The sequence below is a fragment of the Thermus aquaticus genome (assembly GCF_001280255.1).
In the GTDB taxonomy this organism is placed as follows: domain Bacteria; phylum Deinococcota; class Deinococci; order Deinococcales; family Thermaceae; genus Thermus; species Thermus aquaticus.
On the sequence record NZ_LHCI01000106.1, the window covers coordinates 1,155,766 to 1,177,483 of the forward strand.

Here is a 21,718-nt window from a genome sequence, read left to right on the forward strand (position 1 = left end):
CCCTCCAGGGCAGTCGCGCTCTCCTGATAGACCCGGTCAAGGAGGGCTTCTGCCTCCACCCGTGGGTTGGACAGGAAGCGGTAAAGGGCTTTGGCCTGGTGGAAGCGGTTCTGGAGGGGAGAAGGGAGCGAGGCCACCATCTCGCTCACCCGGGCTGAGCCTGCGGCCAAGGCGCCCCGCACCACCTCTTCAAACCGTCGGTGGAGGCGCTTATCGGGGGAAAACGCTCGCAAAACGGCCCGTGAACTCCTGGAGCCTGGCCTCGGCCACCTTGAGCATGTCCATGGATCACCCCCGGTACCAGATACGGGCTGCGCCCGCAAGGGGAGATTTACCACGAAACGGAGATGTGGGTAAAGTCCTGCTTCTAGGGGAGCCTGGGACAGGGTGGAAGCATGCGCGCCCTTCTCCTTCTCCCCCTCCTCTCCGCCTGCTCCCTGACCCTGGAGGTGGCCTACCCCGGGCCCCGCATCCAGGCCCTCCGCACCCAGGGGACCTACTGCGCTGACCGGAACACCCGCTTGGACTACCGCTTGGACCTGGAGGGGCGCCTGGACGCTTTAGAGTTTTTCTGGGTGCCGGAGGGGGTAGGCCCCTGGCAGGCGCGTCCCGAGGAGGTATTCCGCCTTTTCGGCCCCATCCTTGGCCCCGAGGTGCGGGGATACCTGGAGGTGACCCCAAGCGGGGAGGTCCGGGCGGTGTACGTGGCCCCTCAAGGGATTGGGATTGAGCCCCTCCCTGACCGCCGGCTCTGGGTTAGGGGGATGACCGCCGGGGTCTATGGCCCCTACGTGCGGGCCCTGAACCTGGTGCGCCCCGACAGCACCGCTCTTTGCGACCCAGGCTGGTAGCCTGGGGGTATGGGGCTTGAGGTTCAGGAAGAGCTGAAGGCGGCCTTTGGACCCCGGGCCCTCCTCTCCCGCCCGGAGAAGGAGGTCTACCGTTACGACGCCATCCTGGTAGGGGAGGCCCCCTTGGCCGTGGTCTTGCCGGAGTCCAGGGCGGAGGTCCAGGCCCTGGTGCGCCTGGCTCGGCGCCACGGGGTGCCGCTGGTGCCCCGGGGGGCGGGAAGCGGCCTTTCCGGGGGGGCGGTGCCCCTGGGGGAGGCCATCGTGGTGGCCTTCACCCGCATGGCCCGCCTCGAGGTGGACCCCAAGGCCCGTACCGCCTGGGCCGAGCCCGGGGTGACCACGGCCCAGGTCACGGAGGCCGCCAGGCCCCACGGCCTCTTTTACCCGCCGGACCCCGCTTCCTTGCGCACCAGCACCCTGGGGGGGAACCTGGGGGAAAACGCCGGGGGGCCCCTTTGCTTCAAGTACGGGGTCACGGGGGACTATGTGCTGGAGCTGGAGTGGGTGGACGGGGAGGGGGAGGTGTGGCGCCTGGGCCGGGAGGCCTACGACCTCCCTGGGCTCCTCATCGGTTCGGAGGGGACTTTGGGCCTCGTCACCGGGGCCAGGCTCCGCCTCCTTCCCCTGCCCCGGCACCGGGCCACCCTCATGGCCGTCTTCCCCGAGGTGGAGGCCCTGGCGGAGGCGGTCTCCCGGGCCATCGCCCTGGGGGCGGTGCCCGCCAAGCTGGAGTTCATGGACCAAAGCGCTGTGAACGCCGTGGAGGACTACCTGGGCATGGGCCTGCCCCGGAATAGGGCTCTTCTCCTGGCGGAGACCGACGGGGACGACCGGGAGCTGGTGGAAGAGGAGCTTTCCCTGGTGGAGAGAACGGCCCTGGAGCTTGGGGCCGAGGTGCGTAGGGCCCGGGACGAGAAGGAGGCCGAGGCCCTCTGGCGGGCCCGGAGGAGCGTGAGCCCCGCCTTAGGCCGCCTCCGCCCCAAGCGGGTCAACGAGGACATCGCCGTTCCCCGCTCCGCTTTACCCCAGGTGGTGGGAGAGATCGCCGCCTTGGGCCAGGCCCACGGCCTCCTTGTGGTCCAGTTCGGCCACATCGGGGACGGGAACCTCCACCCCAACATCCTCTACGATCCCCGGTTTGAGCCCGAGGAGCGGGTCTGGGAGCTGGCCCACGAGATCGCCCGGGTGGCCCTGCGGCACGGGGGGGTCCTTTCCGGGGAGCACGGCATCGGGGTCATGAAGCGCGCCTTCATGGCCGAGGCCCTGGACCCCGCCACCCTGGACTTCCTGAGGCGGACCAAGGCGGCCTTGGATCCCGGGGGGGTTCTGAACCCCGGCAAGCTCCTCCCCTGATACCACCCCATGCTGGCGCAAGCCAGCATGGGGTGGTGTTAGCGGACCCTGTACCCCGCCTCCTTGAGGACCTCCCTGGCCCGCTCCCTCTCCTCCCGGGTGGCGAAGCCAAGCCGGAGGGCACCCGCCTCCTCGCGGATGGTGAGGACCTCAATGTCCTTGATGTTGACCCCGGCCTCGCCCAAGGCGGTGGCGATCCGGGCGATCTCCCCGGGGCGGTCCGGCACCTGGACCGAGAGGTCGTGCATCTCGGGCAGGAGGCTCCGGCGGACGATGGGGAGGCTGTCGCGGGTGCGCTTGGCTTCCTCGGCCGCCTCCAGAAGGGCCTCGGGGGATTCCAGAAGGCCTTCTAGCTCCAGGAGGACCTCCCTGAGCTCCTCTATCGCCCCTTTGAGGGCCTCCTTGTTCTCCACCACCATGTCCCGGCTCATCCTGGGGCTTCCCGAGGCCACCCGGGTCAGGTCCCGGAAGCCCCCGGCCGCCAGGAACATGAGGAGGTCCTTGTCCCGGCTCTGGGCCACCATGCGGTTTAGGGCCACGGCCAGGAGGTAGGGCAGGTGGGAGATGCGGGCCACCAGCTCATCGTGGAGCCTGGGGGGAACCTCGAGGGAGTAGGCCCCTAGGGCCTCCACCAAGCGCCGAATCCCCTCCCTGGCCCTCGGAGTGGTCCTATGGGTGGGGGTGAGGACCCAGACGGCGTTTTCCAGAAGCCCAGCGTGGGCGTTTTCCACCCCGGCCCGCTCGCTTCCCGCCATGGGGTGGCCCCCCAGGAAGTGGGGGAGGAGGTTCTCCAGGGCCTCCACCACCTTGGCCTTGACGCTCCCCACGTCAGTCCAGAGGCTCTCGGGGTGGGCGTGGGGGGCGATGGCCTGGCCCAGGGCCTTCAAAGCCCCCACCGGGGCCGCCAGGATGCCCAAGGAGAGCTCCCCCACCCAGGGGCCGATCTCCCGGTGGGCCCGGTCCGCCACCCCCAGGAAGAGGGCCTTTTCCAGGGCCAGGGGGTCGGGGTCGTAGACGTGGACCTCCTCGGCCAGAAAGCGCTCCTTGAGGCCCAGGGCCACACTCCCCCCCAGGAGCCCCACCCCGAAGACCCCCACCTTGGCGAAGAGGGGCCTCATCCCTTGACCGGGACGGAGAGGGTCTTGTCCAGGGCCTCCGCCAGGCGGCGCACCCGGGCCATAAGCGCGGCGAACTCCTCCTCGTGGAGCTGTTGCGCGGCGTCGGAGAGGGCCTTTTCCGGCTCGGGGTGGGTCTCCACGATCAGGCCGTCGGCCCCCGCCGCCAGGCCCGCCAGGGCCAAGGAGATGACCCAGTCCCGCTTCCCCGCCGGGTGGGAGGGGTCAATCCAGACGGGGAGGTGGGTCCAGCTCTTGAGGACGGGGACGGCGGAGACGTCCAGGGTGAAGCGGGTGGCCTTCTCAAAGGTGCGGATGCCCCGCTCCACCAGGATGACCCGCATGTTGCCCCGGGAGAGGATGTACTCGGCGCTCATGAGGAACTCCTCGAGGGTCATGCTCATCCCCCGCTTGAGGAGGACGGGCTTGCCCACCTCCCCCACCGCCTGGAGGAGGGGGAAGTTCTGGGCGTTCCTGGCCCCGATCTGCAGGGCGTCGGCGTACTCCGCCACCAGCTCCACCTGGTCCGGGGAAAGGACCTCGGTCACCACGGGGAGGCCCGTCTCCTTCCGGGCCTCGGCTAGGATCTTGAGGCCCTCCACCCCCAAGCCCTGGAAGGCGTAGGGGCTCGTGCGGGGCTTGAAGGCCCCGCCCCGGAGCATGTGGGCCCCGTAGGCCTTGACGTAGCGGGCCGCCTTCAGGGTCTGCTCCCGGCTTTCCACCCCGCAAGGGCCCGCGGCCACCATGACGTGCCCGCCCCCGGTCCTCCCCGTGGGGAAGTCCAGGACCGTGGGGAAGGGCTGGACGTCCAGGCTGGCCAGCTTCCAGGGCTTGGAGATGGGAATGACCTCGGCCACCCCGGGGAGGGCCCGGAAGTGCTCCATGAGCTCGGGGGTGGGCCCCCGGCCGATGGCCCCCACCAGGGTGGTCTCCACCCCTTGGGAGACGTGGGGCCGGTACCCCACCTTCTCTATCTCCTGGATGACCTCCTGAAGCTCCTCCTCCGTGTGTCCCCGCCGCATCACGATCAGCATGGCTCGCCTCCTTAAAGCTTGGGCGCCCCCTTTTGGGGGCGCCCGCTTGCGGAAAACCGCTACGCAAGACCAAGGGCGCCCCCGGCGGGAGGATAAAAGCCGTAGTAGCGCCCAAAGGTCCGCATAGTTGCTCCAGAGTGTAGGGCAGGGAGGGGGGTGGCGTCAAGGGGCCTCGGCCAGGGCCCCTGTGGGGTCCCGGTAAAGGCCGGGAGGGACCTCTGGGGGGGCCTTCAGCGCATAGCCTACAAGCCCCGTGGAGCCTTCCGGGGCCAGGCGCCTCCCCGCCCAGGTGTTGGCCCCCACATGGTGGTGGTAGCCGTCCCAGGCGAAGAAGAGGGTCCCGGGGTAGGTGCGCAGGGTCACGGCCATGCGAAGCCTTCCCGCGAAGAAGGCTTCGGCTTCGGCGAGGTCCAGCACGTGGAGGTGGAGGTGGCCAAGGAGGGTTTCTGGGGGGAGGGGGGCGGGCCTGGGGTTCTCGGCCAGGAGGTTCTCCAGGTTCAGGGGCGCCGTGAACATGAGGGGGCCCTCGGGCCACTCCCCCCGGGGGCGGTCCCGGTAGAGCTCCAGGCCATTGCCCTCCGGGTCCCGGAAGTAGAGGGCCTCGGAGACCCCGTGGTCCGCGGCTCCCTCAAAATGGGCCTTCCCTTCCAGAAGCCTGCGGAAGACCGCGGCCAGCGCCTTCCCGTCGGGCAGGAGGAGGGCGAAGTGGTAGAGGCCCACCGAGGGGTAAGGGCGGAGGGGGGCCTCCGGGTCGTGGATCAGATCCAGGAGGAAGCCCCGCCCCTGGGGGAAGAGCCGGTATCGGGGCGGGTCGGCCTCCGCCTCAAGCCCCAGGAGGTCCCGGTAGAAGGCCAGCTGGGCCTTTAGGTCCCGCACCCTCAGGGTGAGCCCCAAAAGCCGCCTCAAAGGGCCTCCTCCGTTCGGGGAAGACCCCACAGGTAAAAGGCCACAGGGGGCACGTGCAGGGCGATGAGCGAAAGCTCGGTTCTGGGATCAGAGGCGGCGGCCAAGGGGGGGAAGAGCATCAGGAAGAAGACGGCCAGGGCCAGGCCCACGAAGATGGGCAAGGCCCTGGGGCTTCGCCGTCTAAAGGGCACGTAGAGGGCGAACCCTAGGGCCATGGGCAGGGCGGTGAAGAGGGCCACGGCGGCCAGGCCCACCTCCTCGGGGGGCCTTCCGGGAGGGGCCACCTGGAAAGGCACGCCCGCCAGCCGGGCCAGGGCGTAGAGGAGAAGGTTGGTACCCAGGGCCATCCCCGTGGCCAGTAGGGCGAGGCGAAGAGGGGCCATCCTCATGCGCCCACGGCCTCCTTGGCCGCCACCACTTCGGCGTCCACGCCAAAGCGGACCTCCTCGCCCACCAGGAGGCCCCCCGTCTCCAGGACCATGTTCCAGGTGAGGCCGAAGTCCTTGCGGTTGAGCTTTCCCTCAAAGTGGGCGGCCAGGCGCTCGTTGCCCCAGGGGTCCTTGATGGGCCCCGAGGTTTCCACCTCCAGCACCAGGGGCCGGGTCACGTCCCGGATGGTGAGCTCCCCTTCCACCCGGTAGCGGCCTTCCCCCAGGGGGGTGATCTTCTCGCTCCGGAAGACGATCTCCGGGTAGCGCTCCGCATCCAGGAAGTCGGGGGAGCGCAGGTGGTTGTCCCGGTCGGCCACGCCGGTGTGGATGCTCCTGGCGTCCAGGCGGGCCTCCACCCGGAGGGGCTTGCCGCTTTCGTCGGTCTCCGCGAAGCCCTCCTTCAGGTTCAGGCTTCCCCGCACCGTGGCCACCATCATGTGCCGCACGGAAAAGGTGATGCTGGTGTGGGCCGGATCCAGGTTCCAACGCATCTTTACCCTCCTTGGGCCAGCGGCCCAAGGCTACGCTACACCAAGCGCTACGATATGTCAAGCGCTATTTAGGGTAGTAGCGCGGTCGGAAGGGCAGGCCCAGGGCCTCGGCGAAGGCCTTCAGGCCCAGGCGGTCTGGCTCCTCCAGGTGGTAGCGGAAGTTCCACAGGTAGTGGAGGAGGAGGGCGGGGTGGACGCCAAGGCGCTTTCCCTCCGCCTGGGCTACCTCCTCCAGGCGGCCCAGGCCCAGGAGGCGGGCCCGCCTCAGGGCCTGGACCACGGCTTTGGGCGGGGGGCTTTCCAGGCGGTAGGCCCAGACGGCGAAGACGAAGGGGAGGCGGGTCCTCCGGAACCAGGCCATAGCCAAATCGGTCACCTCCACCTCGCCGAAGCGGGTGGGGAGGGCCATGGGGGTTTCGGGGAGGTTTTGGAGGAGGCCAGCGTAGGCCCGGATGGCCCGGTCCCCGATGAGGAGGACCCCGTCGTAGCGCTCAAGAAGCTCCAGCTCCCCCTCGGCCCGCTCGCAGGCGGGCCTTACGCCTTCCTCCTCCAGGAGCAGGCGGAGGAGGGCCACGCTGGTGGCGCTCTCCCCGGTGAGGGCCACCCGCTTGAGGTCCTTCAGGGGCACCCGGTGGAAGAGGTTCACCGAGTAGACCGGTCCCAAAACGGCCACGGAGAAGTCGGGCAAAAGCCCCCAGGCCTCCTGGCGCTCCAGATAGGCCAGGCTCGAGGCCAGGGAGAGGGTGAGCGCCCCCTCCTCCAGCATCCGGTTGAGGGCGGTGGGCGGGGCCCGAACCAGCTCAAAACCCTCGGGCCTCAGGAAGTGGGCCAGGGGGGCCACGTTGGCGTAGGGGGGGAGGCCCAGGCGGTAGCTCACGCCTCTACTTGGTCCCAGACCCGCACCTCCCGGTAGAGGGCGTCCCGCTCCACGGGGATGCGGCCCGCGCTCCGGATGATGCCCGCCAGGGCCTCCTTGGTGAGGCCCTTTGGGGTGGGGCTTCCCGCCATGTGGACGATGCGCTCCTCAATGAGGGTGCCGTCTATGTCGGTGACCCCCCAGTCCAGGGAGACCTGGGCGAGCTCGGGGGTTAAGGTGGCCCAGTAGCCCTTGATGTGGGGGAAGTTGTCCAGGTAAAGCCGGGCGATGGCCAGGTTCCTGAGATCGTCCAGGCCGGTGGTGAACTCCTTTTTGCCCAGCTCCCGGGCCAGCTGGTTGCCGTCGGGCTGGAAGGCCAGGGGGATGAAGCTCATGAAGCCCCCGGTCTCGTCCTGGAGCCGCCTCAGGCGCTCCATGTGGTCCAGGCGCTCCTCGAGGGTCTCTATGTGGCCGTAGAGCATGGTGGCGTTGGTGGGGATGCCCAGCTCGTGGGCGGTGCGGTGGACCTCAAGCCACCCCTCCGCCGAGACCTTGGCCCGGGCGATCCGCTTCCGCACCCTTTCGGCGAAGATCTCCGCCCCGCCCCCCGGCATGGCGTCCAACCCCGCCTCCTTCAGGGCCAGGAGGACCTCCTGGTAGGACAGGCGGGCGATCTTGGAGAAGTGGTGGATCTCCGCCGCCGTCCAGGCCTTCACCTGGACCCCGGGGAAGTTCTCCTTCAGGGCCCGGACCAGGTCCAGGTAGTACTGGAAGGGCCTCTTGGGGTGGTGGCCCGCCGTCAGGTGGATCTCGGTGAGGCCCTCCTGGTAGCGGGCCTTTACCCAGGCCACGACCTCCTCCACATCCCAGTCCCAGGCCCCCTCCTCGCCGAAGCGCCTCTGGAAGGCGCAAAAGGTGCAGCCCACGTAGCAGATGTTGGTCTGGGAGACCCGGATGGAGTGGACGAAGTAGGTCTTGTGGCCGTGCTTCCTTTCCCGCACCAGGTTGGCCAGGCGCATGAGGGTGGGGAGGTCCTTGGTCTCGTAGAGGACGAGGCCCTCGGCGAAGCTCAAGCGCTCGCCCGCCATGACCTTTTCGGCGATAGGGACGAGGCGGGGGTCCCGGATGCCTCTCATCCCCCGAAGTCTACTCCCCCTTCAGGCTCAGGAGTAGGGCCTCCACCTCTTTGCGGCGCCCGCCCACCGCCTTCTTCCCCAGGAGGTTCCTGAGGTAGCGGTCGGTGAGGAGGCGGTCCACGTAGGGGTAGACCGTGGCGGCCATGACGAAGTCCAGGAGGTCCGAGGGGCGGGGCTTCCGGCTTTTGTCCTTACGGCTTTCGGCCAGGAGGGTGGCGAGGAGGCGGGTAAAGGGCACCTCCCGGAGCCCGGTCCGCCTTTGGATCTCCTCCAGGGCCCAGGCCCGGGCCTCGAGGGGATCCTCGGGGAGGCCTTGCAGAAGCCCCGCAAAGGGGGAGAGGTCGGCGGGGGTCTCCCAGTCGCCCCCAGGCCAGAGGAAGTCCTCCAGGTAGAGGCCCCGCTCCTGGCGCTTGGCGATCTCCTGCCAGGGGCGGACCCAAAGCCCCCCGGAGAGGGCGGAGAAGACCTCCACGAGGGCGGGGAGGAGGTAGCCCGCCTTCTCCTTGGGCCCCCGCGCCGGGTAAAGGGTTTCTAGGACGTGGAAGGGGGAAGGGGGGGCCAGGGCCCTGCCCTTTAGCGCCAGGAAGAGCCTGCCGAAGGCCTCGTGCCCGGGTTGGCCCAGGAGGTGCTTGGCCATGCGGCTGGCGTAGTTCTGGTCCAGGTAGACGATCACTCCTTGGCCTTGGTGAGCCAGAGGGCCCCCGCCAGCAGGGCCACGCCCCCGGCGAAGAGGAGGAAGTCCAGGGCCTCCTTGGGCTTGAAGGCCAGGGCCTTCTCAAAGAACTTCACCACCAGGATCATGACGATGACCTGGCCCAGCTTGCCCTTGAGGTCGGAAAGGCTTTCCACCCGGAGCACGCTTTCCATGGGCAGGTCCAGCTTGCGGATGAAGAGCTCAAAGAGGCCGAGGCCGAAGATGAGGAAGACAGCAGAAAGGAGCCCCAGGTCCACCGCTCCTATCAGGCGGGTCAGGGCCTCCTCCAGGGGGCTTTGCCAGGCGGCGAGGGCCTCGAGGAGGGCGAGGTAGGCGAAGTAGACAGAGCCCAGAAGGAGCCCCGCCACCGGCATGAGGATCACCAGGCGCAGGGGGAAGAGGAAGGCTTCCGGCTGCATGGGGGCATTCTAGGGCAGGTAGGGGGCCTCGGGCGGGGTGCCGGTGGAGGCCCTCTCCACCAGGGTGGGCTCAAAGCGCACCTCCCTGGGGGGGCCTCCGTACCCCTGCATCCTCTCCAGGAGGAGCTGGGCCGCCCGGGCCCCCATGGCCTCCACCGGCTGGACGATGGTGGAAAGCCCCACCTCCTCGGCGAAGGGGTGGCCGTCAAAGCCCAGGACCCGCACCTCTTTGCCCAGGGTGAGGCCGAGCCTTTGGGCCTCCTCCAGGACCCCCAGGGCCACCTGGTCGGCCCCGGCGAAGATGTTGAGGGGGGGCGAGGCCTTTTCCAGGAAGTGCCGGAGGGCCAGGCGCCCCCCTTCCGCCGAGAGGCGGGTCACGTAGAGGTGGCCCTCCGGGAAGGGCCGCCTGGCCTCCTTAATGGCCTCCAGAAACCCCGCCATGCGTTCGCTGAAGACCGTGTGCCGGAAGGCCCGGTCCGGCTCCTCCTCCACCTTGATGGCGAAGATGCTGCCGGGAAAACGGGCCAGGTAGGCCCCGGCCAGCCGCCCCCCCAGGCGGTTGTCCAGGTAGACGGAGTCGTACCGGGGGTTTCTGGCGTCCACCAGGACCACCGGCCTTTCCGTGGGCAGGCGCCCTTCCCCGAAGAGCTCGGTGAGGTCGTAGGAGGCCAGGATCAGGCCGTCGGTGAGGAAGGCCAGGGTGGTGCTCTCCAGGTATCGCTTGAGCCGGGCCTGGGAGAGGATGGGGAAGAGGGCCAGGTCGTAGCGCTTCTCCAGGAGGACGCTCTCAATGCCCTCAATGAGCCTGCGGTAGAACTCCGTGGCCACGAAGGGAAGGAGGACGGAGACCGTGTAGCTCCGCCCCCCGGCGATCCTGCGGGCGTGGGGGTTGGGGGTGTAGCCCAGCTCCTCCATGGCCCTCAGGACCCGGGCCCGGGTTTCGGGCCGCACGGCGGGGTGGTTGTTGAGGACCCGGCTCACCGTGCCCAGGCCCACCCCGGCGCGGGCGGCCACCTCGTGGATGGTAGGTTTCTTCTTCATGGCTTGTGGAAGGGCTTCATGGAAACTTCCACCCTCAGGATAGGGCAAAGGGCTCCCTTTTGCAAGAATGGGGGCGTGGGTTACGTTCTTCTGGCCTACCTCCTGGGCTCTTTGGTGGGGGGGCTCCTCTTCTTCCCCCAGGTCCGGCAAAAGGACCTCCCCGGGGGCTCGGGGGTCTTCCGGCAAAAGGGCCCCCTGGCCGCGCTCATGGTGGTCCTCTTTGACGTGGGGAAGGGGGTTCTGGCCGCTCTCCTCACCCCCGAGGCTTGGCGGCCCCTTGCGGCGGGGGCGGTGGTGGCGGGCCACAACTGGCCCCTTTTCTTCCGCTTCCGGGGCGGGGGAGGGATCGCCCCATCCCTGGGCTTCTTCCTCTTCTGGTACCCCCAGACGACCCTTCTTGCGGCGGGGCTCGGCCTTCTGGTGGCCGGGCTCTACCACGCCCTCTACTGGGGCAGGAGTCGGCGTGGGGTCTACCCCATCCCCTTCGGGGCCATCTTCGGCTACCTGGCCCTCCTCTTCTTGCTCCCGGGCGAGGGCCGGCTGGGGGCCCTCCTTTCGGCCCTGGCCGTGGGCCTGAGGGGCCTGCAAATCCTTAGGGGAAGATGGTAGCTTTAGGGCATGAAGGTCCTGCGTTTCAACGAGGGCCGATGGGGCGTTTTGGAAGGCGAGCTGGTTTTGGAGACGGACGGGCCCGGAGGGAACCCCACGGGGCGGAGGTACGACCTGGCCTCGGTGCGCCTTCTGGTGCCCGCCACCCCTAGCAAGATCGTCTGCGTGGGGCGAAACTACAAGGAGCACATCCGGGAGATGGGCCACAGCTTCGGGGAGGACCTGCCCAAGGAGCCCGGCCTCTTCCTGAAGGCCCCCAACGCCCTGGCCCACCCGGGGAACCCCAAGGACCCCTGGAACACCGGGGACGCCGTGCCCTACCCCCACTTCACCCAGGAGCTCCACTACGAGGGGGAGCTGGCGGTGGTGGTGGGAGACCGGATGCGGAACGTCCCGCCTGAGCGGGCCCTGGACCACGTCCTGGGGTACACCATCGCCGTGGACATCACCGCCCGCGATGCCCAGAAGCAGGACCTGCAGTGGGTCCGGGCCAAGAGCGCCGACAAGTTCCTGCCCCTCGGGCCCTGGGTGGAGACCGACCTGGACCCCTCCAACACCTGGGTCCGCACCTACGTCAACGACGAGCTCCGCCAGGAGGGGCACACCTCGGCCATGATCTTCAGCGTGGCGGAGATCCTGGCTTACATCTCCAGCTTCATGACCCTCGAGCCCCTGGACGTGGTCCTCACCGGCACGCCCTCCGGGGTTGGGGCCTTAAACCCCGGCGACCGCATTGAGGTGGCCGTGGAGGGCATCGGTACCCTGCACACCCGCATCGGGCCCAAGGAGGCGAGGCCGTGGTGAAGGTCCTGGACCTCCGCTTCCAGGGGGTGGAGCGGGTCATCGCCAGCTTCCTCCTGGAGTCCAAAGAGGGGCCCATCCTCATAGAGACCGGGCCCGAGAGCGCCTACGCCCGGCTGGTGGCGGCTCTGGAGGAGGCGGGCTATGCCCCCGAGGAGGTGCGCCACGTCTTCGTGACCCACATCCACCTGGACCACGCCGGGGCGGCCTGGCGCCTGGCGGAGGGGGGGGCCACGGTCTACGTCCACCCCAAGGGGGCGCCCCACCTGGTGGACCCCTCCCGGCTCCTGGAGTCGGCCAGGCGCATCTACGGGGAGATGCTTAAGCCCCTTTGGGGGGAGCTTCGGGGGATCCCCGAGGCGCGGGTGCGGGCCTTAGGGGACGGGGAGGTGGTGGAGGTGGGGGGCCTTCGGGTCCAGGCCCTGGAGACCCTGGGCCACGCAAGCCACCACCACGCCTACCTGGTGGAGGGGGTGGTCTTCGCCGGGGACATCGCCGGGGTGCGCATCGCCCCCGGGCCCGTTCTGCCCCCCACGCCGCCCCCGGACATCCACCTGGAAAGCTGGTACGCCTCCATAGATCGCCTCCTGGCCCTGAGGCCCGAGGCCCTCTACCTCACCCACTTCGGGGCCTACGAGGACGTGGAGGCCCACCTCCTGGCCCTGAGGGAGGCCCTCGAGGCCTGGGCGGGCTGGGTCTTAAACCGCCTCAAGGAGGGGCTTTCCCCGGAGGAGATGACCCGGCGCTTTGAGGCCTACGTGAGGGAGGGCCTGGCCAGGGCCGGGTTGGACGAGGCGGGGATGCGCCTCTACGAGCTGGCCGACCCTCCCTTCATGAACCTCCAGGGCCTGGTGCGCTACTGGCAGAAGCACCACCCCGAGGCCTTGGGAGGCTAGATGGGGCCTTTTCCCCTAGGCCGCCCGGCCCGCCTGGCCGTCTTGGCCTCGGGCCGGGGGACCAACCTGGAAGCCCTCATGGAGGCCTTTCCCCCGGGGAACCCCCTAGGGGAGGTGGTCCTGGTGGTCTCGGACAACCCCGAGGCCTTGGCCCTGGAGCGGGCGAAAAGGCGCGGGGTGGAGGCGGTGGCCCTCCCCTGGCGGGGGCGGCGGGCCTTTGAGGGGGAGGCCCTGGACCTCCTGGAGGCGCGGCGGGTGGACCTCGTCCTCCTCGCTGGTTTCATGCGCCTTCTCTCCCCCCGCTTCGTGGAGCCCTGGTACGGCCGCCTCCTCAACATCCACCCCTCCCTCCTCCCCGACTTCCCCGGCCTAAGGGTCCACCAGCGGGTCCTGGAGGCGGGGGAGAAGGAGACGGGCTCCACGGTCCACTTCGTGGACCAGGGCATGGACACCGGGCCCATCCTCCTCCAGGGGCGGGTGCCCGTCCTCCCCGGGGACACCCCCGAGGTCCTGGAGGCCCGGGTCCTCCGCCTGGAGCACCGCCTTTACCCGAGGGCGGTGCGCCTCCTCCTCCTGGGCCTGGCCTTTCCCCCGCCCGAGGGCCTGGAGGGCCTTTTGGGGGAGGAGGCGGCCCGGCTTTTCCAGGGGCTTTCCCCCAAGGAAAGGCCCCTTCACCTCCGCGTCTGGGCCCTCCTTCGCGCCTGGGGCATGGAGGACCTGGCGGGGCCCGCCTTTTTGGGCCGGGCGGGGGCCTGGGGCCGGGGAGCCTTCCTCGCCGCCCACCTCCTGGCCGAGGACCACCCGGCCCTTCGGGCCGAGCTCCTTGAGCTTCCCGAGGAGGTGAGGGAAAAGGCCCTGGCGGCCTTGGCCCTGGTAGAATCCCCTTCATGAAGGTCCTGGTGGTGGGAAGCGGGGGGCGGGAGCACGCCCTTCTCTGGAAGGCGGCGCAAAGCCCTCTGGTGGAGCGCCTTTACGCCGCCCCCGGCAACGCCGGGATGGAGGCTTTGGCGGAGCGCGTCCCCTGGAACGGGGAGGTGGAGGCCCTGGCGGACTGGGCCCTCGAGGCGGGCATAGACCTCACCCTGGTGGGCCCTGAGGCCCCCCTGGTGGAGGGGATCGCCGACGCCTTTTGGGAGCGGGGCCTCAAGGTCTTCGGCCCCACCCAGAAGGCGGCCATGATTGAGGGCTCCAAGGCTTTCGCCAAGAGCCTCATGGAGCGCTACGGCATCCCCACGGCCCGCTACCGAACCTTCCAGGACCCCCTCCTGGCCCTGGAGTACCTGGAGGAGGTGGGGGTGCCCATCGTGGTCAAGGACTCGGGGCTGGCGGCGGGCAAGGGGGTCACCGTGGCCTTTGACCTCCACACCGCCAAGCAGGCCGTGGCCAACATCCTGAACCGGGCCGAGGGGGGCGAGGTGGTGATAGAGGAGTACCTGGAGGGCGAGGAGGCCACGGTCCTGGCCCTCACCGACGGAAAGACCGTCCTCCCCCTCCTCCCCTCCCAGGACCACAAGCGCCTCCTGGACGGGGACCAGGGCCCTATGACCGGGGGGATGGGGGCGGTGGCCCCCTACCCCATGGACGGGGCCACCCTAAGGCGGGTGGAGGAGGAGATCCTCTGGCCCCTCGTCCGGGGGCTGGAGGCCGAGGGGGTGGTCTACCGGGGGGTGATCTACGCCGGCCTCATGCTCACCCGGGAAGGCCCCAAGGTGCTGGAGTTCAACGCCCGCTTCGGCGACCCCGAGGCCCAGGCCGTCTTGCCCCTTCTCCAAAGCGACCTGGTGGAGCTGGCCCTGAAGGTGGCCGAGGGGAGGCTTCAGGGCACCCGGCTTTCCTGGCGGGAGGGGGCCGCCGCCTGCGTGGTCCTGGCCGCCCCCGGCTACCCGGAAAACCCCAGGAAGGGGATCCCCCTCCACCTCCCCGAGCCCCCGGAAGGGGTCTTGGTCTTCCACGCCGGGACCCGGCGGGAAGGGGGCAGGCTCGTGAGCGCCGGGGGGCGGGTCCTAAACGTGGTGGGCCTGGGGAAGGACCTGAAGGAGGCCCTGGAGCGGGCCTACGCCTTCATCCCCCGGGTGGGCTTCCCCGGGGCGGTCTACCGGCGGGACATCGGCCGGAAGGCCCTGGCCCGCTTCAGTACTTGAGCCGGGCCAGGGGGAGCCGTTCGCAGGCCCGGAGCGCCTGGACCAGGGTGCGGAAGCCCCTCTCCTTCAGGAGGGGGATCATGCGGGCGTAGACCTCGGCGGTCATGAGGGCATCCCCTAAGGCGGTGTGCCGGCCCAGGACCGGAACCCCAAAGCGCTCGGCCAGGCGCTCCAGGCGGTGGTCCTTGAGGTCGGGGAAGAGGAGGTGGGCCAGGAGGAGGGTGTCCACCAGGGGGGGCTGGTTTATGCCCACCTTGCGCAGGAAGGCCATGTCAAAGGCCCCGTTGTGGGCCACCAGGACGCTTCCCTCCAAAAAGGCCCGGAAGGCGGGGAGGACCTCCTCCAGCTTGGGCTTGCCCTTCAGCATCTCCCAGGTGAGGCCGTGGACCTCGGTGGAGGCTTTGGGGATGGGGCGGCCCGGGTCCACCAGAGCCTCGTAAACCTCGTGCCGGAGGACCCGGCTTCCCAGAAGGTGGACCGCCCCCAGGGCGATGATGGTGTCCTCCTTGGGGTCCAGCCCCGTGGTCTCCAGGTCAAAGGCGGTGTAGAGGAGGCCCTCCAGGGGGGCCTCCTCGAGGGCCTCGGAGACCTCCAGGAGGCTCAGGTCAAAGACCTCGGCCCTGGGGGGAGGACCAGGGGGGGCGGGCAGGCTCGGGGCCTTCACAGCGGGGAGGAGGAGGATGAGGCGGTGCCCCTCCCGCCACAGGCTTCCGCCTGCCTTTTCCACGGCCTCCTTCAGGAGGGGGTGGGGGTCCGGGGCGGGGTGGGGGAAGAGGAGGCTGAGCCGGAGGAAGCCCTCGAGGGCCCTTCCTTCCAGGAGGACCTCCTCCGCCTCCTTCAGGGTGGCGGCCAGGCCCCGGCCCAGGGCATAGGTGTCCACCCTGAGGAGAAGCCACCTGGCCTCCTCCTCCAGGGCCAGGCCCGGCTGGACCCCGGCCTCCCGCTCCAGGGTCTCCGCCAGGAGGGCCAGGAGGTCTTGGGCCAGGACCTCGGCGGCTTGTGGCGGGGGCTTTAGGGCCTGGACCAGCTGGGCGAGCTCCTGGGCGGCCTCCTGGGCCTTCTCGGCCAGGGGCCGGACCTCCGGGGGAGCCTCCTGGGCCAGGATCTCCGCCAGGGCCTTGAGGCCCGCCAGCTTGTCCTTGAGGCGGTGGAGGGTGGCCTCGTCCAGGCCCTCTTCCCCCTTTTGGGCCTCGAGGATCAGCCCCATCCCCTCCGATAGGGGCACCGCCTGCAGGAGGAGGTTTTTCCCCCTGGCCTGGGTGAGGAAGCGCTCCTTGGGAAGCCTCAGGGCGTGGGCCAAAAGCCCCGGGTCCAGCAGGCCAAAGAGGCTTTTGCCGATTCCCAGGCCCTCCCCCAGGAGCTCCTGGGCCTTGGGGTTGTAGAGGACCACCTGGCCCCGGGGGTTGGCCAGGACCACCCCCTGGGGCAGGTGGGCGATGAGGGCGGAGAGGATGGCCCTTTCCCGCTCCACGAGGGCCTTGGCCTCCTGGACCCTGGCCTCCACCTCCTTCTCCAAAGCGGCCTTCTCCTCGGCCAGGCGCTGCACCAGGCGGCCTAAGGCCTGGAGCTCCAGGGGGCCCTTTAGGGGCAGGCGGTGGCCCGGGTTGGCCAGGAGAATCTCCGCCTCCTGGCCCAGGGCCCGGGTGGCCGCCAGGTAGCCCAGGAAGAGGGGGTGGAGGAGCGCCCCCAGCGCCAGGGCGAAGAGGAAGGCCACAAAGAGGAGGAGGGGGGCCTTGGCCCGCGCCAGCTCCAGGAGCTCCCGGGCCAGGGCCTCCTCGCCCTGGAGGAGGAGGAAGAGGGCGAGCCCCACCACCCCCCCCACCAGGAGGAGGCCCAGGAGGAGGGCGCCCAAAAAGCGGAAGACCTCCCTCACAAGCCCTCCGAAAGCCTTTGCACTTCCGCCAGCAGGTCCTGGATGCCGAAGGGCTTGGCCATGAAGGCCTCTGCCCCCAGGGCCAGGGCCTTGGCCCGGTCCGCCTCCCGGCCCCGGGCGGTGAGGACCAGGACCCGGGGCTTCCTGCCCTGGGGTAGCCGCTCCAGGACGGCGAAGCCGTCCAGGTCCGGCAGCATCAGGTCCAGGACCAGGAGGTCAAAAGGCCCCTCTTCCAAAAGCCTCAGGGCCTCTGCCCCCGTTCTGGCCAGGGCCACCTCGTGCCCGGCCTTCTTCAGGAGGAACTCCAGGGGCACCAGGATGCTCTCCTCGTCATCCACCACCAGGATCCGCATGGTCCACCTCCAAGGGCAGGGCGAAGGCGAAGCGCGCCCCCTCGCCCGCTTCCAAAAAGACCCGCCCCCCCAGGGCCTCGGCGAGCCTCCGGGCCAGGTAGAGGCCCAGGCCCGTGCCCCCGGCGAAGCTCTGGAAGGGCTCAAAGAGCCATGGCCTCTTTTCCTCGGGCACCCCGGGGCCATCGTCTTGCACATAGAAGAAGGCCTCCCTCCCCAAAGGCGTGAGCTCCAGGATAACCCGGCTATGGGCGTGGCGGATGGCGTTTTGCAGGAGGTTCAGGAGCACCTGGAGGACCCGGTCCCGGTCGGTGAGGGCCTGGACCGCCCCATGGGGCAGGCGGCCTTCCAGAAGCACCCCCCGTTCCCGGGCCAGGGGGGCCACCAGGGCCAGGGCCTCTTGGGCGGGCTCCCGCAGGTCCAGGCGCTGAAGCCTCAGGGGAATCCCCGCCTGGACTTTGGCGTAGGCCAGGACCTCTTCCACCAGGCGGGAGAGGCGGGCCGCCTCCTTGGCCAAGAGGCCGGTGAAGCGCCGCCTCTCCGCCTCCGGCAGGTCCGGATGGGCCTCCAGGATCTCCGCCAGGGCCCGCACCGCGGTGAGGGGGGTCTTGAGCTCGTGGGATATGGCGGCCAGAACCTCGTCCTTGGCCTGGTCCAGGGCCTTCAGGCGCTCGTAGGCCTGGGCGAGCTCCCGCCTCGCCTCCTCGAGGGCCCTGGCGTAGGCCCTAACCTCCTTGGACTCCCGGGCCGCCTCCTCCAGAAGGGCCTCTGGCGGGGCTTTCTCCGTGACGGAAAGGATGAGGAGCCGGGCGGTGGCGGGCCCCAACGCGCCCGCCAGGAGGGCCTCGGCCTTGGCCGCCGCCTGGGGGCCGGGGAGGTCCTGGGCCTCCTTGAGGAAGGCCGCCTCCGCCTCCGGGCCCAGGACCCGGGAGAGGAGGTTGGCCAGCGCCCCCACCTCCCCGGTCCGCCCCTCCACCGGCGCCTCCCTCTTGGTGAAGAGGGAAACCCCCACCACCAGGCCCAGGTTCAGAAGGAGGCTTGCGAAGAAGCCGTGGGTGGTGGCCTCGAGGCCCCGCAGGCCGAGGAGCCCCTCCGGCCTCAGGAGGGGGTGGGGGCCCTCCAGGAAGACCGGGGGGAGCCAGCCCGACCGCGCCAGGGCTGGCAGGAAGAGGGTGTAGGCCCAGAGGAGGATGCCCCCAAGAAGCCCCGCCAAGGCCCCTTCCCGGGTGGCCCCCTTCCAGTAGAGGCCGAGGAGGGCGGCCGGGGCCAGCTGGGCCACGGCGGCGAAGGAGATGAGCCCCATGGCCACCAGGGCGTAGGCCTCCCCCGCCAAGCGGAAGTAGAGGTAGGCCAGGAGCATGACGGCCAGGATGGAAAGCCTTCGCCAGAGGAGGAGGCTTCCCAGGGCCTTGGCCCGGAGGAGGAGAGGGGACAGGAGATGGTTGGAGATCAGGATGGAAAGGGCCAGGGCCTCCACGATCACCATGGCCGTCGCCGCCGAGACCCCCCCCAGGAAGGCCAGGAGGGCCAGAGCGGGCCCCGCTTCCTGGGCCAGGGCCAGGACGAAGAGGTCGGGGTTGGTTTGGGGGAAGTGGATCCGGCCCAGAAGGGCCAGGGGGAGGACGGGCAGGTTGATGAGGAGGAGGTAGAGGGGAAAGGCCCAGGCGGCCAGGGGGAGGTGGCCTGGGTTTACGTTCTCCACCACGCTCACGTGGAACTGCCGGGGCAGGAAGAGGAAGGCCAGGCCCGAGAGGAGGGTGAGGCCCACCCAGTCCAGGTAGCCGGGAAGCCCCTCCGGGGGCAGGAGGAGGGGCCAGAGCTCCGGCCTCTTCGGGACCTCCAAAAAGGGGTTTCCCAGGAAAAGAAGCGCGGCCAGCCCCACCAGGAGGAGGGCGAAAAGCTTCACCGAGGACTCAAAGGCCACGGCCAGGACCAGGCCCTCGTGCCTCTCCGAGGGGTCCAGGCGGCGGGTGCCGAAGAGGATGGCGAAGAGGGCCAGGAAGAGGGTGGTGATGAGGGCCACGTCCGCCATGGGGGCTCTTTCCCCGCTCAGGAAGAGGAAGGCCTGGGCGATGGCCTTGAGCTGCAGGGCCAGGTAGGGGAGGAGGCCCAGCACCAAAAACGCGGCCGCCAGGGTGGCCAGGGGGGCGTGGCCGTAGCGCAGGAAGAGGTAGTCCGCCCAGGAGGTGAGGCGGTGGGCCCGGGCCAGCTCCAAAAGCCTTCCGTGGAGGAAGGGCCAGAGGAGGAGGACCAGGGTGGGCCCCAGGTAGACGGGGAGGAAGGAGGCCCCCTGGGTGGCCGCCCGGCCCACGCTGCCGAAGAAGGTCCAGGCGGTGGCGTAGACGGCCAGGGAGAGGGCGTAGACCCAGGGGCTTTGCACCAAGGCCCTCCCCCGCCTCTCTCCCAGGAGGGCCACCAGGAAGAGGAGGGCCAGGTAGAGGAAGAGGCCGGTGAGGAGGAGGGCGGGGCTCACGGCTTGCGAAAGAACCAGTAGGCCAGGAAGAGGACCAGGCCCCAGGCCAAGAAGAGGTAGAGGTAAAGGGGCGGGAGGCCGAAAGGCCCCCAGGGCGCTAAGGGAAAGAGGGCAAGGGGCATGAGGAAGAGGAAGAAGGCCAGGAAGAAGAGGGCCAGGGCCTTGGCCTTCATCGTAGCTGAAACCGGGCCGCCGTGCTCTCCTGGACTTCCTGGATGGCCCGGAAGCCCTCGAGGGCCCGCCGCCTCTCGCCGGGGCTCAAGGCCTCCCACAGGACGCGGTTTTCCAGAGGGGCCCCCTTCTCCAAGGCCTCCAGCTGGGCCTTCAGCCTCAGGCCGAAGAAGAAGGCGAAGGCCTCCCCCAGGCGCTCCGCCCCCTCCTGGCTCAGGGTGCCTCCCTGGGCGGCGGCCTTGAGCCTCTCCTCGGTGCCCAGGGCCCGGCTTCCCGCCATGAGGGCGTAGAGGCGGGCCAGGGCCACGATGGGGGCCAGGGCGTGCCGCTTCAGGTCCACATACCCCTCCTCGGTGCGCACCCGGCCCAGGAAGCCCAGGGGGGGGCGGAAGGCTAGAGCCGCCTGGGCCAGGTGGTAGAGGAAAACCCCCTTGCGGCTTCCCTCCAGGATGGCCTCCTCCAGGGGCCTTAAGGAGAGCTCCCCGGCCACGGAGCGGAAGTCAAAGAAGATCTGGGTCTCCAGGAGGGCCTGGGGCTCTGGGGCCTCCATCCACTTCCGGAAGGTGGAGAGCCAGTCCTTTAGGGGCATGCGCCAGCGGGTGGCCATGTACCCTCCCTTGCACTCGGGGATGCCCGCCCGGATGAGCCCCTCAACCACGGCCTCCGCCAGGGCCTGGAAGTAGGCCTCGTGCCCCTCCTCCTTGAGCACCAGGGCGTTGTCCTGGTCGGTGAGGAGGGCCTGCTCCCTACGCCCTTCCGAGCCGAAGACCATGAAGCTATAAGGGATGGGGGGCGGCCCCAGGCGGGCCTCGGCCTCCTTGACGAGCCTCCGGATGAGAGCGTCGTTGAGGCCCGCCACCACCCGGCCGATCCCTGTGGGGGGGAGGCCGCTGTGGACCAGGCTCTCCACCAGGCGGGCCACCTCCTCGGCGTAGCGGCTGAGCTCCAGCCGCTCCACCCGCCGGAGGAGGAGGAGGGGACTGATGGCGGGGACCAGGTCGGTGTGGGTCACCACGCCCACCACCTTCGCCCCCTCCAATAGGGGCAGGTGGTGGATCCCCCGCTCCACCATGGCGGCCAGGGCCTCGTAGAGGGGGGTGTCGGCGGGGAGGGCGAAGAGGGGGCGGGTGGCCACCTCCCCCACCGGGGTGGAGGAGGGCCTTTCCTGGGCCAGGACCCGGTTCCGCAGGTCCCGGTCGGTGAGGATGCCCAAGGGCTCCCCCTCCACCAGGAGGCTGGAGACCCCTTCCTGGGCCATCCTCCTGGCCGCCTCGGCCACCGTGGCCCCGGGGGCGATGTAGAGGGGCGGGCGGCGCACGAGCCGCCCCACGGGGGTGAAGAGGTCGGCCCGGACCCCCGCCCTGAGGCGCACCCGGTCTCCCAGCCGGGCGGCGAAGTAACGGGCGGCCTCGGGGTAGGAGAGGAGCCAGAAGAAGACCTCCTTGGGCCAGCGGAGGACCTCCACCCCTTCCTTGGCCACCACCCCCAGGGCCGGGGGCTCCCCCAGGAAGAGGGAGGGGAAGCCGAAGAAGGCCCCGGGGCCCAGGACCTCCACCTCCTCCTCCCCGTCCACCAGGGCCACGCGCCCCCGGGCCACCAGGTAGAGGTGCTGGCTGGGGGGGCCGCCCTGGGCCAGGATGGTGGCCCCCTCCGGGTAGGCAAGCCGCTCCAGGGTGGCCTCGAGGCGGGCCAGGGCCTCTTCAGGCAGGTCCTTTAGGGGTGGGATGGTCTTTAGGTCCATGGTCCGGGGTCAGCCAGGCTATCAGGGGGACGATGTAGGGCAGAGCCACCTGCGCCTGAAACAGGACCACGAGGCCCACCCCCAGGACAAAGGCCGGGGGCAGGAGCACAAAAAGCCGCACCACGCGGCCTAGGCCGGGTGGGGGTAGGGGCCAGATGCGGTGGTAGAGGAGGCCAAGCCCAAGGCCTAAGGCTACTCCCAAGGCGATCTGGAGGAGGATCCAGGGGGTGGGGAAGGGGAAGCCCAGGAGGTAGTGGCCCAGGAGGTAAAAGGCGAAAAGGGCGCTCAGGCTTCCCAGGTAAAACCGCAAAAGCTTCATCTTGCCTCCAAGTATAA

The 21,718-nt window shown here is 69.8% G+C and carries 24 protein-coding genes; 7 read left to right on the forward strand and 17 right to left on the reverse strand.

The features are described 5' to 3' along the window. Window positions 1–338 (reverse strand): transposase DNA-binding-containing protein (locus tag BVI061214_RS13810; protein ID WP_248841782.1); only part of this gene is annotated, 338 nt, incomplete at its 3' end. 57 nt (window positions 339–395) lie between these two features. On the opposite strand from BVI061214_RS13810, the gene BVI061214_RS07360 reads away from it, so the two are divergent. After that, window positions 396–851 carry a hypothetical protein gene (locus BVI061214_RS07360; RefSeq protein ID WP_053767844.1) on the forward strand — a complete coding sequence of 152 codons (456 nt, stop codon included), beginning with the start codon at window positions 396–398 and terminating at the stop codon, window positions 849–851. 9 nt (window positions 852–860) lie between these two features. Next, window positions 861–2,204 (forward strand): FAD-binding oxidoreductase, encoded by a 1,344-nt coding sequence (locus BVI061214_RS07365; protein ID WP_053767845.1) that lies wholly within the window; start codon window positions 861–863, stop codon window positions 2,202–2,204. 38 nt (window positions 2,205–2,242) lie between these two features. Here the strand turns inward: BVI061214_RS07365 and BVI061214_RS07370 are convergent, their stop codons facing one another. From BVI061214_RS07370 to BVI061214_RS07415, 10 genes are all read right to left on the reverse strand, one after another. Continuing rightward, the gene (locus tag BVI061214_RS07370; protein ID WP_053767846.1) at window positions 2,243–3,322 is read right to left on the reverse strand and encodes a prephenate dehydrogenase/arogenate dehydrogenase family protein; all 1,080 of its coding nucleotides are present in this window, start codon (window positions 3,320–3,322) and stop codon (window positions 2,243–2,245) included. After that, entirely contained in the window at window positions 3,319–4,353 is a 1,035-nt protein-coding gene (gene aroF / locus BVI061214_RS07375; RefSeq protein WP_053767847.1) for a 3-deoxy-7-phosphoheptulonate synthase, read from the reverse strand. The genes BVI061214_RS07370 and aroF overlap by 4 nt, the downstream gene beginning before the upstream one ends. A 162-nt stretch (window positions 4,354–4,515) precedes the next feature. Then, window positions 4,516–5,259: a VOC family protein gene (locus tag BVI061214_RS07380; RefSeq protein WP_082333132.1), complete on the reverse strand. Its 744-nt coding sequence runs from the start codon at window positions 5,257–5,259 to the stop codon at window positions 4,516–4,518. Beyond that, the gene (locus tag BVI061214_RS07385; RefSeq protein ID WP_156303241.1) at window positions 5,256–5,648 is read right to left on the reverse strand and encodes a DUF6069 family protein; all 393 of its coding nucleotides are present in this window, start codon (window positions 5,646–5,648) and stop codon (window positions 5,256–5,258) included. Before BVI061214_RS07385 ends, BVI061214_RS07380 begins: the two co-directional genes overlap by 4 nt. Continuing rightward, window positions 5,645–6,181 (reverse strand): YceI family protein, encoded by a 537-nt coding sequence (locus BVI061214_RS07390; protein ID WP_053767850.1) that lies wholly within the window; start codon window positions 6,179–6,181, stop codon window positions 5,645–5,647. The genes BVI061214_RS07385 and BVI061214_RS07390 overlap by 4 nt, the downstream gene beginning before the upstream one ends. A 64-nt stretch (window positions 6,182–6,245) precedes the next feature. After that, window positions 6,246–7,058 carry a menaquinone biosynthetic enzyme MqnA/MqnD family protein gene (locus BVI061214_RS07395; protein ID WP_003045972.1) on the reverse strand — a complete coding sequence of 271 codons (813 nt, stop codon included), beginning with the start codon at window positions 7,056–7,058 and terminating at the stop codon, window positions 6,246–6,248. Further along, window positions 7,055–8,173, reverse strand: coding sequence for an aminofutalosine synthase MqnE (mqnE, locus tag BVI061214_RS07400; protein ID WP_053767851.1), 1,119 nt, complete (start codon window positions 8,171–8,173; stop codon window positions 7,055–7,057). The genes BVI061214_RS07395 and mqnE overlap by 4 nt, the downstream gene beginning before the upstream one ends. Window positions 8,174–8,183: 10 nt before the next feature. Next, a complete protein-coding gene (locus BVI061214_RS07405; RefSeq protein ID WP_053767852.1) occupies window positions 8,184–8,846 on the reverse strand; it encodes a hypothetical protein in 663 nt (220 codons plus the stop codon). Further along, window positions 8,843–9,286, reverse strand: a complete 444-nt coding sequence (locus BVI061214_RS07410; protein ID WP_053767853.1) for a YqhA family protein — start codon at window positions 9,284–9,286, stop codon at window positions 8,843–8,845. The genes BVI061214_RS07405 and BVI061214_RS07410 overlap by 4 nt, the downstream gene beginning before the upstream one ends. A 9-nt stretch (window positions 9,287–9,295) precedes the next feature. Then, window positions 9,296–10,327, reverse strand: a complete 1,032-nt coding sequence (locus BVI061214_RS07415; protein ID WP_053767854.1) for a substrate-binding domain-containing protein — start codon at window positions 10,325–10,327, stop codon at window positions 9,296–9,298. 18 nt (window positions 10,328–10,345) lie between these two features. On the opposite strand from BVI061214_RS07415, the gene BVI061214_RS07420 reads away from it, so the two are divergent. From BVI061214_RS07420 to purD, 5 genes are read left to right on the forward strand one after another with little or no spacing between them, the layout of a single operon-like run. Next, window positions 10,346–10,936, forward strand: coding sequence for a glycerol-3-phosphate acyltransferase (locus BVI061214_RS07420; RefSeq protein WP_053768612.1), 591 nt, complete (start codon window positions 10,346–10,348; stop codon window positions 10,934–10,936). Between the two features lie 9 nt (window positions 10,937–10,945). Continuing rightward, entirely contained in the window at window positions 10,946–11,740 is a 795-nt protein-coding gene (locus BVI061214_RS07425) for a fumarylacetoacetate hydrolase family protein (protein ID WP_003045961.1), read from the forward strand. Further along, window positions 11,734–12,633, forward strand: coding sequence for an MBL fold metallo-hydrolase (locus BVI061214_RS07430; protein WP_053767855.1), 900 nt, complete (start codon window positions 11,734–11,736; stop codon window positions 12,631–12,633). The genes BVI061214_RS07425 and BVI061214_RS07430 overlap by 7 nt, the downstream gene beginning before the upstream one ends. Then, entirely contained in the window at window positions 12,634–13,524 is an 891-nt protein-coding gene (gene purN / locus BVI061214_RS07435) for a phosphoribosylglycinamide formyltransferase (RefSeq protein ID WP_053767856.1), read from the forward strand. It abuts the gene before it with no gap. Continuing rightward, a complete protein-coding gene (gene purD, locus BVI061214_RS07440; RefSeq protein ID WP_053767857.1) occupies window positions 13,521–14,774 on the forward strand; it encodes a phosphoribosylamine--glycine ligase in 1,254 nt (417 codons plus the stop codon). Before purN ends, purD begins: the two co-directional genes overlap by 4 nt. On the opposite strand, the gene BVI061214_RS07445 is transcribed toward purD, so the two are convergent. Genes BVI061214_RS07445 through BVI061214_RS07465 form a run of 6 tightly spaced genes read right to left on the reverse strand, consistent with a single transcriptional unit; the run spans window position 14,764 to window position 21,701 of the window. Beyond that, complete coding sequence (locus tag BVI061214_RS07445; protein WP_053767858.1) at window positions 14,764–16,647, reverse strand: 3'-5' exonuclease; 1,884 nt, start codon at window positions 16,645–16,647, stop codon at window positions 14,764–14,766. The genes purD and BVI061214_RS07445 overlap by 11 nt on opposite strands. Then, the gene (locus BVI061214_RS07450) at window positions 16,644–17,000 is read right to left on the reverse strand and encodes a response regulator transcription factor (RefSeq protein WP_003045950.1); all 357 of its coding nucleotides are present in this window, start codon (window positions 16,998–17,000) and stop codon (window positions 16,644–16,646) included. The genes BVI061214_RS07445 and BVI061214_RS07450 overlap by 4 nt, the downstream gene beginning before the upstream one ends. Next, a complete protein-coding gene (locus tag BVI061214_RS07455; protein WP_053767859.1) occupies window positions 16,978–19,470 on the reverse strand; it encodes an ATP-binding protein in 2,493 nt (830 codons plus the stop codon). Before BVI061214_RS07455 ends, BVI061214_RS07450 begins: the two co-directional genes overlap by 23 nt. Continuing rightward, on the reverse strand, window positions 19,467–19,643 hold the full coding sequence (locus tag BVI061214_RS13300; protein WP_169775284.1) for a hypothetical protein: 177 nt from the start codon (window positions 19,641–19,643) through the stop codon (window positions 19,467–19,469). The genes BVI061214_RS07455 and BVI061214_RS13300 overlap by 4 nt, the downstream gene beginning before the upstream one ends. Further along, window positions 19,640–21,382 (reverse strand): DUF294 nucleotidyltransferase-like domain-containing protein, encoded by a 1,743-nt coding sequence (locus tag BVI061214_RS07460; protein WP_053767860.1) that lies wholly within the window; start codon window positions 21,380–21,382, stop codon window positions 19,640–19,642. Before BVI061214_RS07460 ends, BVI061214_RS13300 begins: the two co-directional genes overlap by 4 nt. Further along, complete coding sequence (locus BVI061214_RS07465) at window positions 21,342–21,701, reverse strand: hypothetical protein (RefSeq protein WP_053767861.1); 360 nt, start codon at window positions 21,699–21,701, stop codon at window positions 21,342–21,344. Before BVI061214_RS07465 ends, BVI061214_RS07460 begins: the two co-directional genes overlap by 41 nt. Between the last annotated feature and the right edge of the window lie 17 nt (window positions 21,702–21,718).

What these genes read in the sequence shown, in the direction of transcription:
- BVI061214_RS07450 (WP_003045950.1), bottom strand. Translation starts at nt 17,000, where the DNA reads ATGCGGATCCTGGTGGTGGATGACGAGGAGAGCATCCTGGTGCCCCTG.
- BVI061214_RS07420 (WP_053768612.1), top strand. Translation starts at nt 10,346, where the DNA reads ATGGAAACTTCCACCCTCAGGATAGGGCAAAGGGCTCCCTTTTGCAAG.
- BVI061214_RS07410 (WP_053767853.1), bottom strand. Translation starts at nt 9,286, where the DNA reads ATGCAGCCGGAAGCCTTCCTCTTCCCCCTGCGCCTGGTGATCCTCATG.
- BVI061214_RS07390 (WP_053767850.1), bottom strand. Translation starts at nt 6,181, where the DNA reads ATGCGTTGGAACCTGGATCCGGCCCACACCAGCATCACCTTTTCCGTG.
- BVI061214_RS07415 (WP_053767854.1), bottom strand. Translation starts at nt 10,327, where the DNA reads ATGAAGAAGAAACCTACCATCCACGAGGTGGCCGCCCGCGCCGGGGTG.
- aroF (WP_053767847.1), bottom strand. Translation starts at nt 4,353, where the DNA reads ATGCTGATCGTGATGCGGCGGGGACACACGGAGGAGGAGCTTCAGGAG.
- BVI061214_RS07370 (WP_053767846.1), bottom strand. Translation starts at nt 3,322, where the DNA reads ATGAGGCCCCTCTTCGCCAAGGTGGGGGTCTTCGGGGTGGGGCTCCTG.
- purN (WP_053767856.1), top strand. Translation starts at nt 12,634, where the DNA reads ATGGGGCCTTTTCCCCTAGGCCGCCCGGCCCGCCTGGCCGTCTTGGCC.
- BVI061214_RS07425 (WP_003045961.1), top strand. Translation starts at nt 10,946, where the DNA reads ATGAAGGTCCTGCGTTTCAACGAGGGCCGATGGGGCGTTTTGGAAGGC.
- BVI061214_RS07360 (WP_053767844.1), top strand. Translation starts at nt 396, where the DNA reads ATGCGCGCCCTTCTCCTTCTCCCCCTCCTCTCCGCCTGCTCCCTGACC.
- BVI061214_RS07365 (WP_053767845.1), top strand. Translation starts at nt 861, where the DNA reads ATGGGGCTTGAGGTTCAGGAAGAGCTGAAGGCGGCCTTTGGACCCCGG.
- BVI061214_RS07385 (WP_156303241.1), bottom strand. Translation starts at nt 5,648, where the DNA reads ATGAGGATGGCCCCTCTTCGCCTCGCCCTACTGGCCACGGGGATGGCC.
- BVI061214_RS13300 (WP_169775284.1), bottom strand. Translation starts at nt 19,643, where the DNA reads ATGAAGGCCAAGGCCCTGGCCCTCTTCTTCCTGGCCTTCTTCCTCTTC.
- mqnE (WP_053767851.1), bottom strand. Translation starts at nt 8,173, where the DNA reads ATGAGAGGCATCCGGGACCCCCGCCTCGTCCCTATCGCCGAAAAGGTC.
- BVI061214_RS07465 (WP_053767861.1), bottom strand. Translation starts at nt 21,701, where the DNA reads ATGAAGCTTTTGCGGTTTTACCTGGGAAGCCTGAGCGCCCTTTTCGCC.
- BVI061214_RS07460 (WP_053767860.1), bottom strand. Translation starts at nt 21,382, where the DNA reads ATGGACCTAAAGACCATCCCACCCCTAAAGGACCTGCCTGAAGAGGCC.
- purD (WP_053767857.1), top strand. Translation starts at nt 13,521, where the DNA reads ATGAAGGTCCTGGTGGTGGGAAGCGGGGGGCGGGAGCACGCCCTTCTC.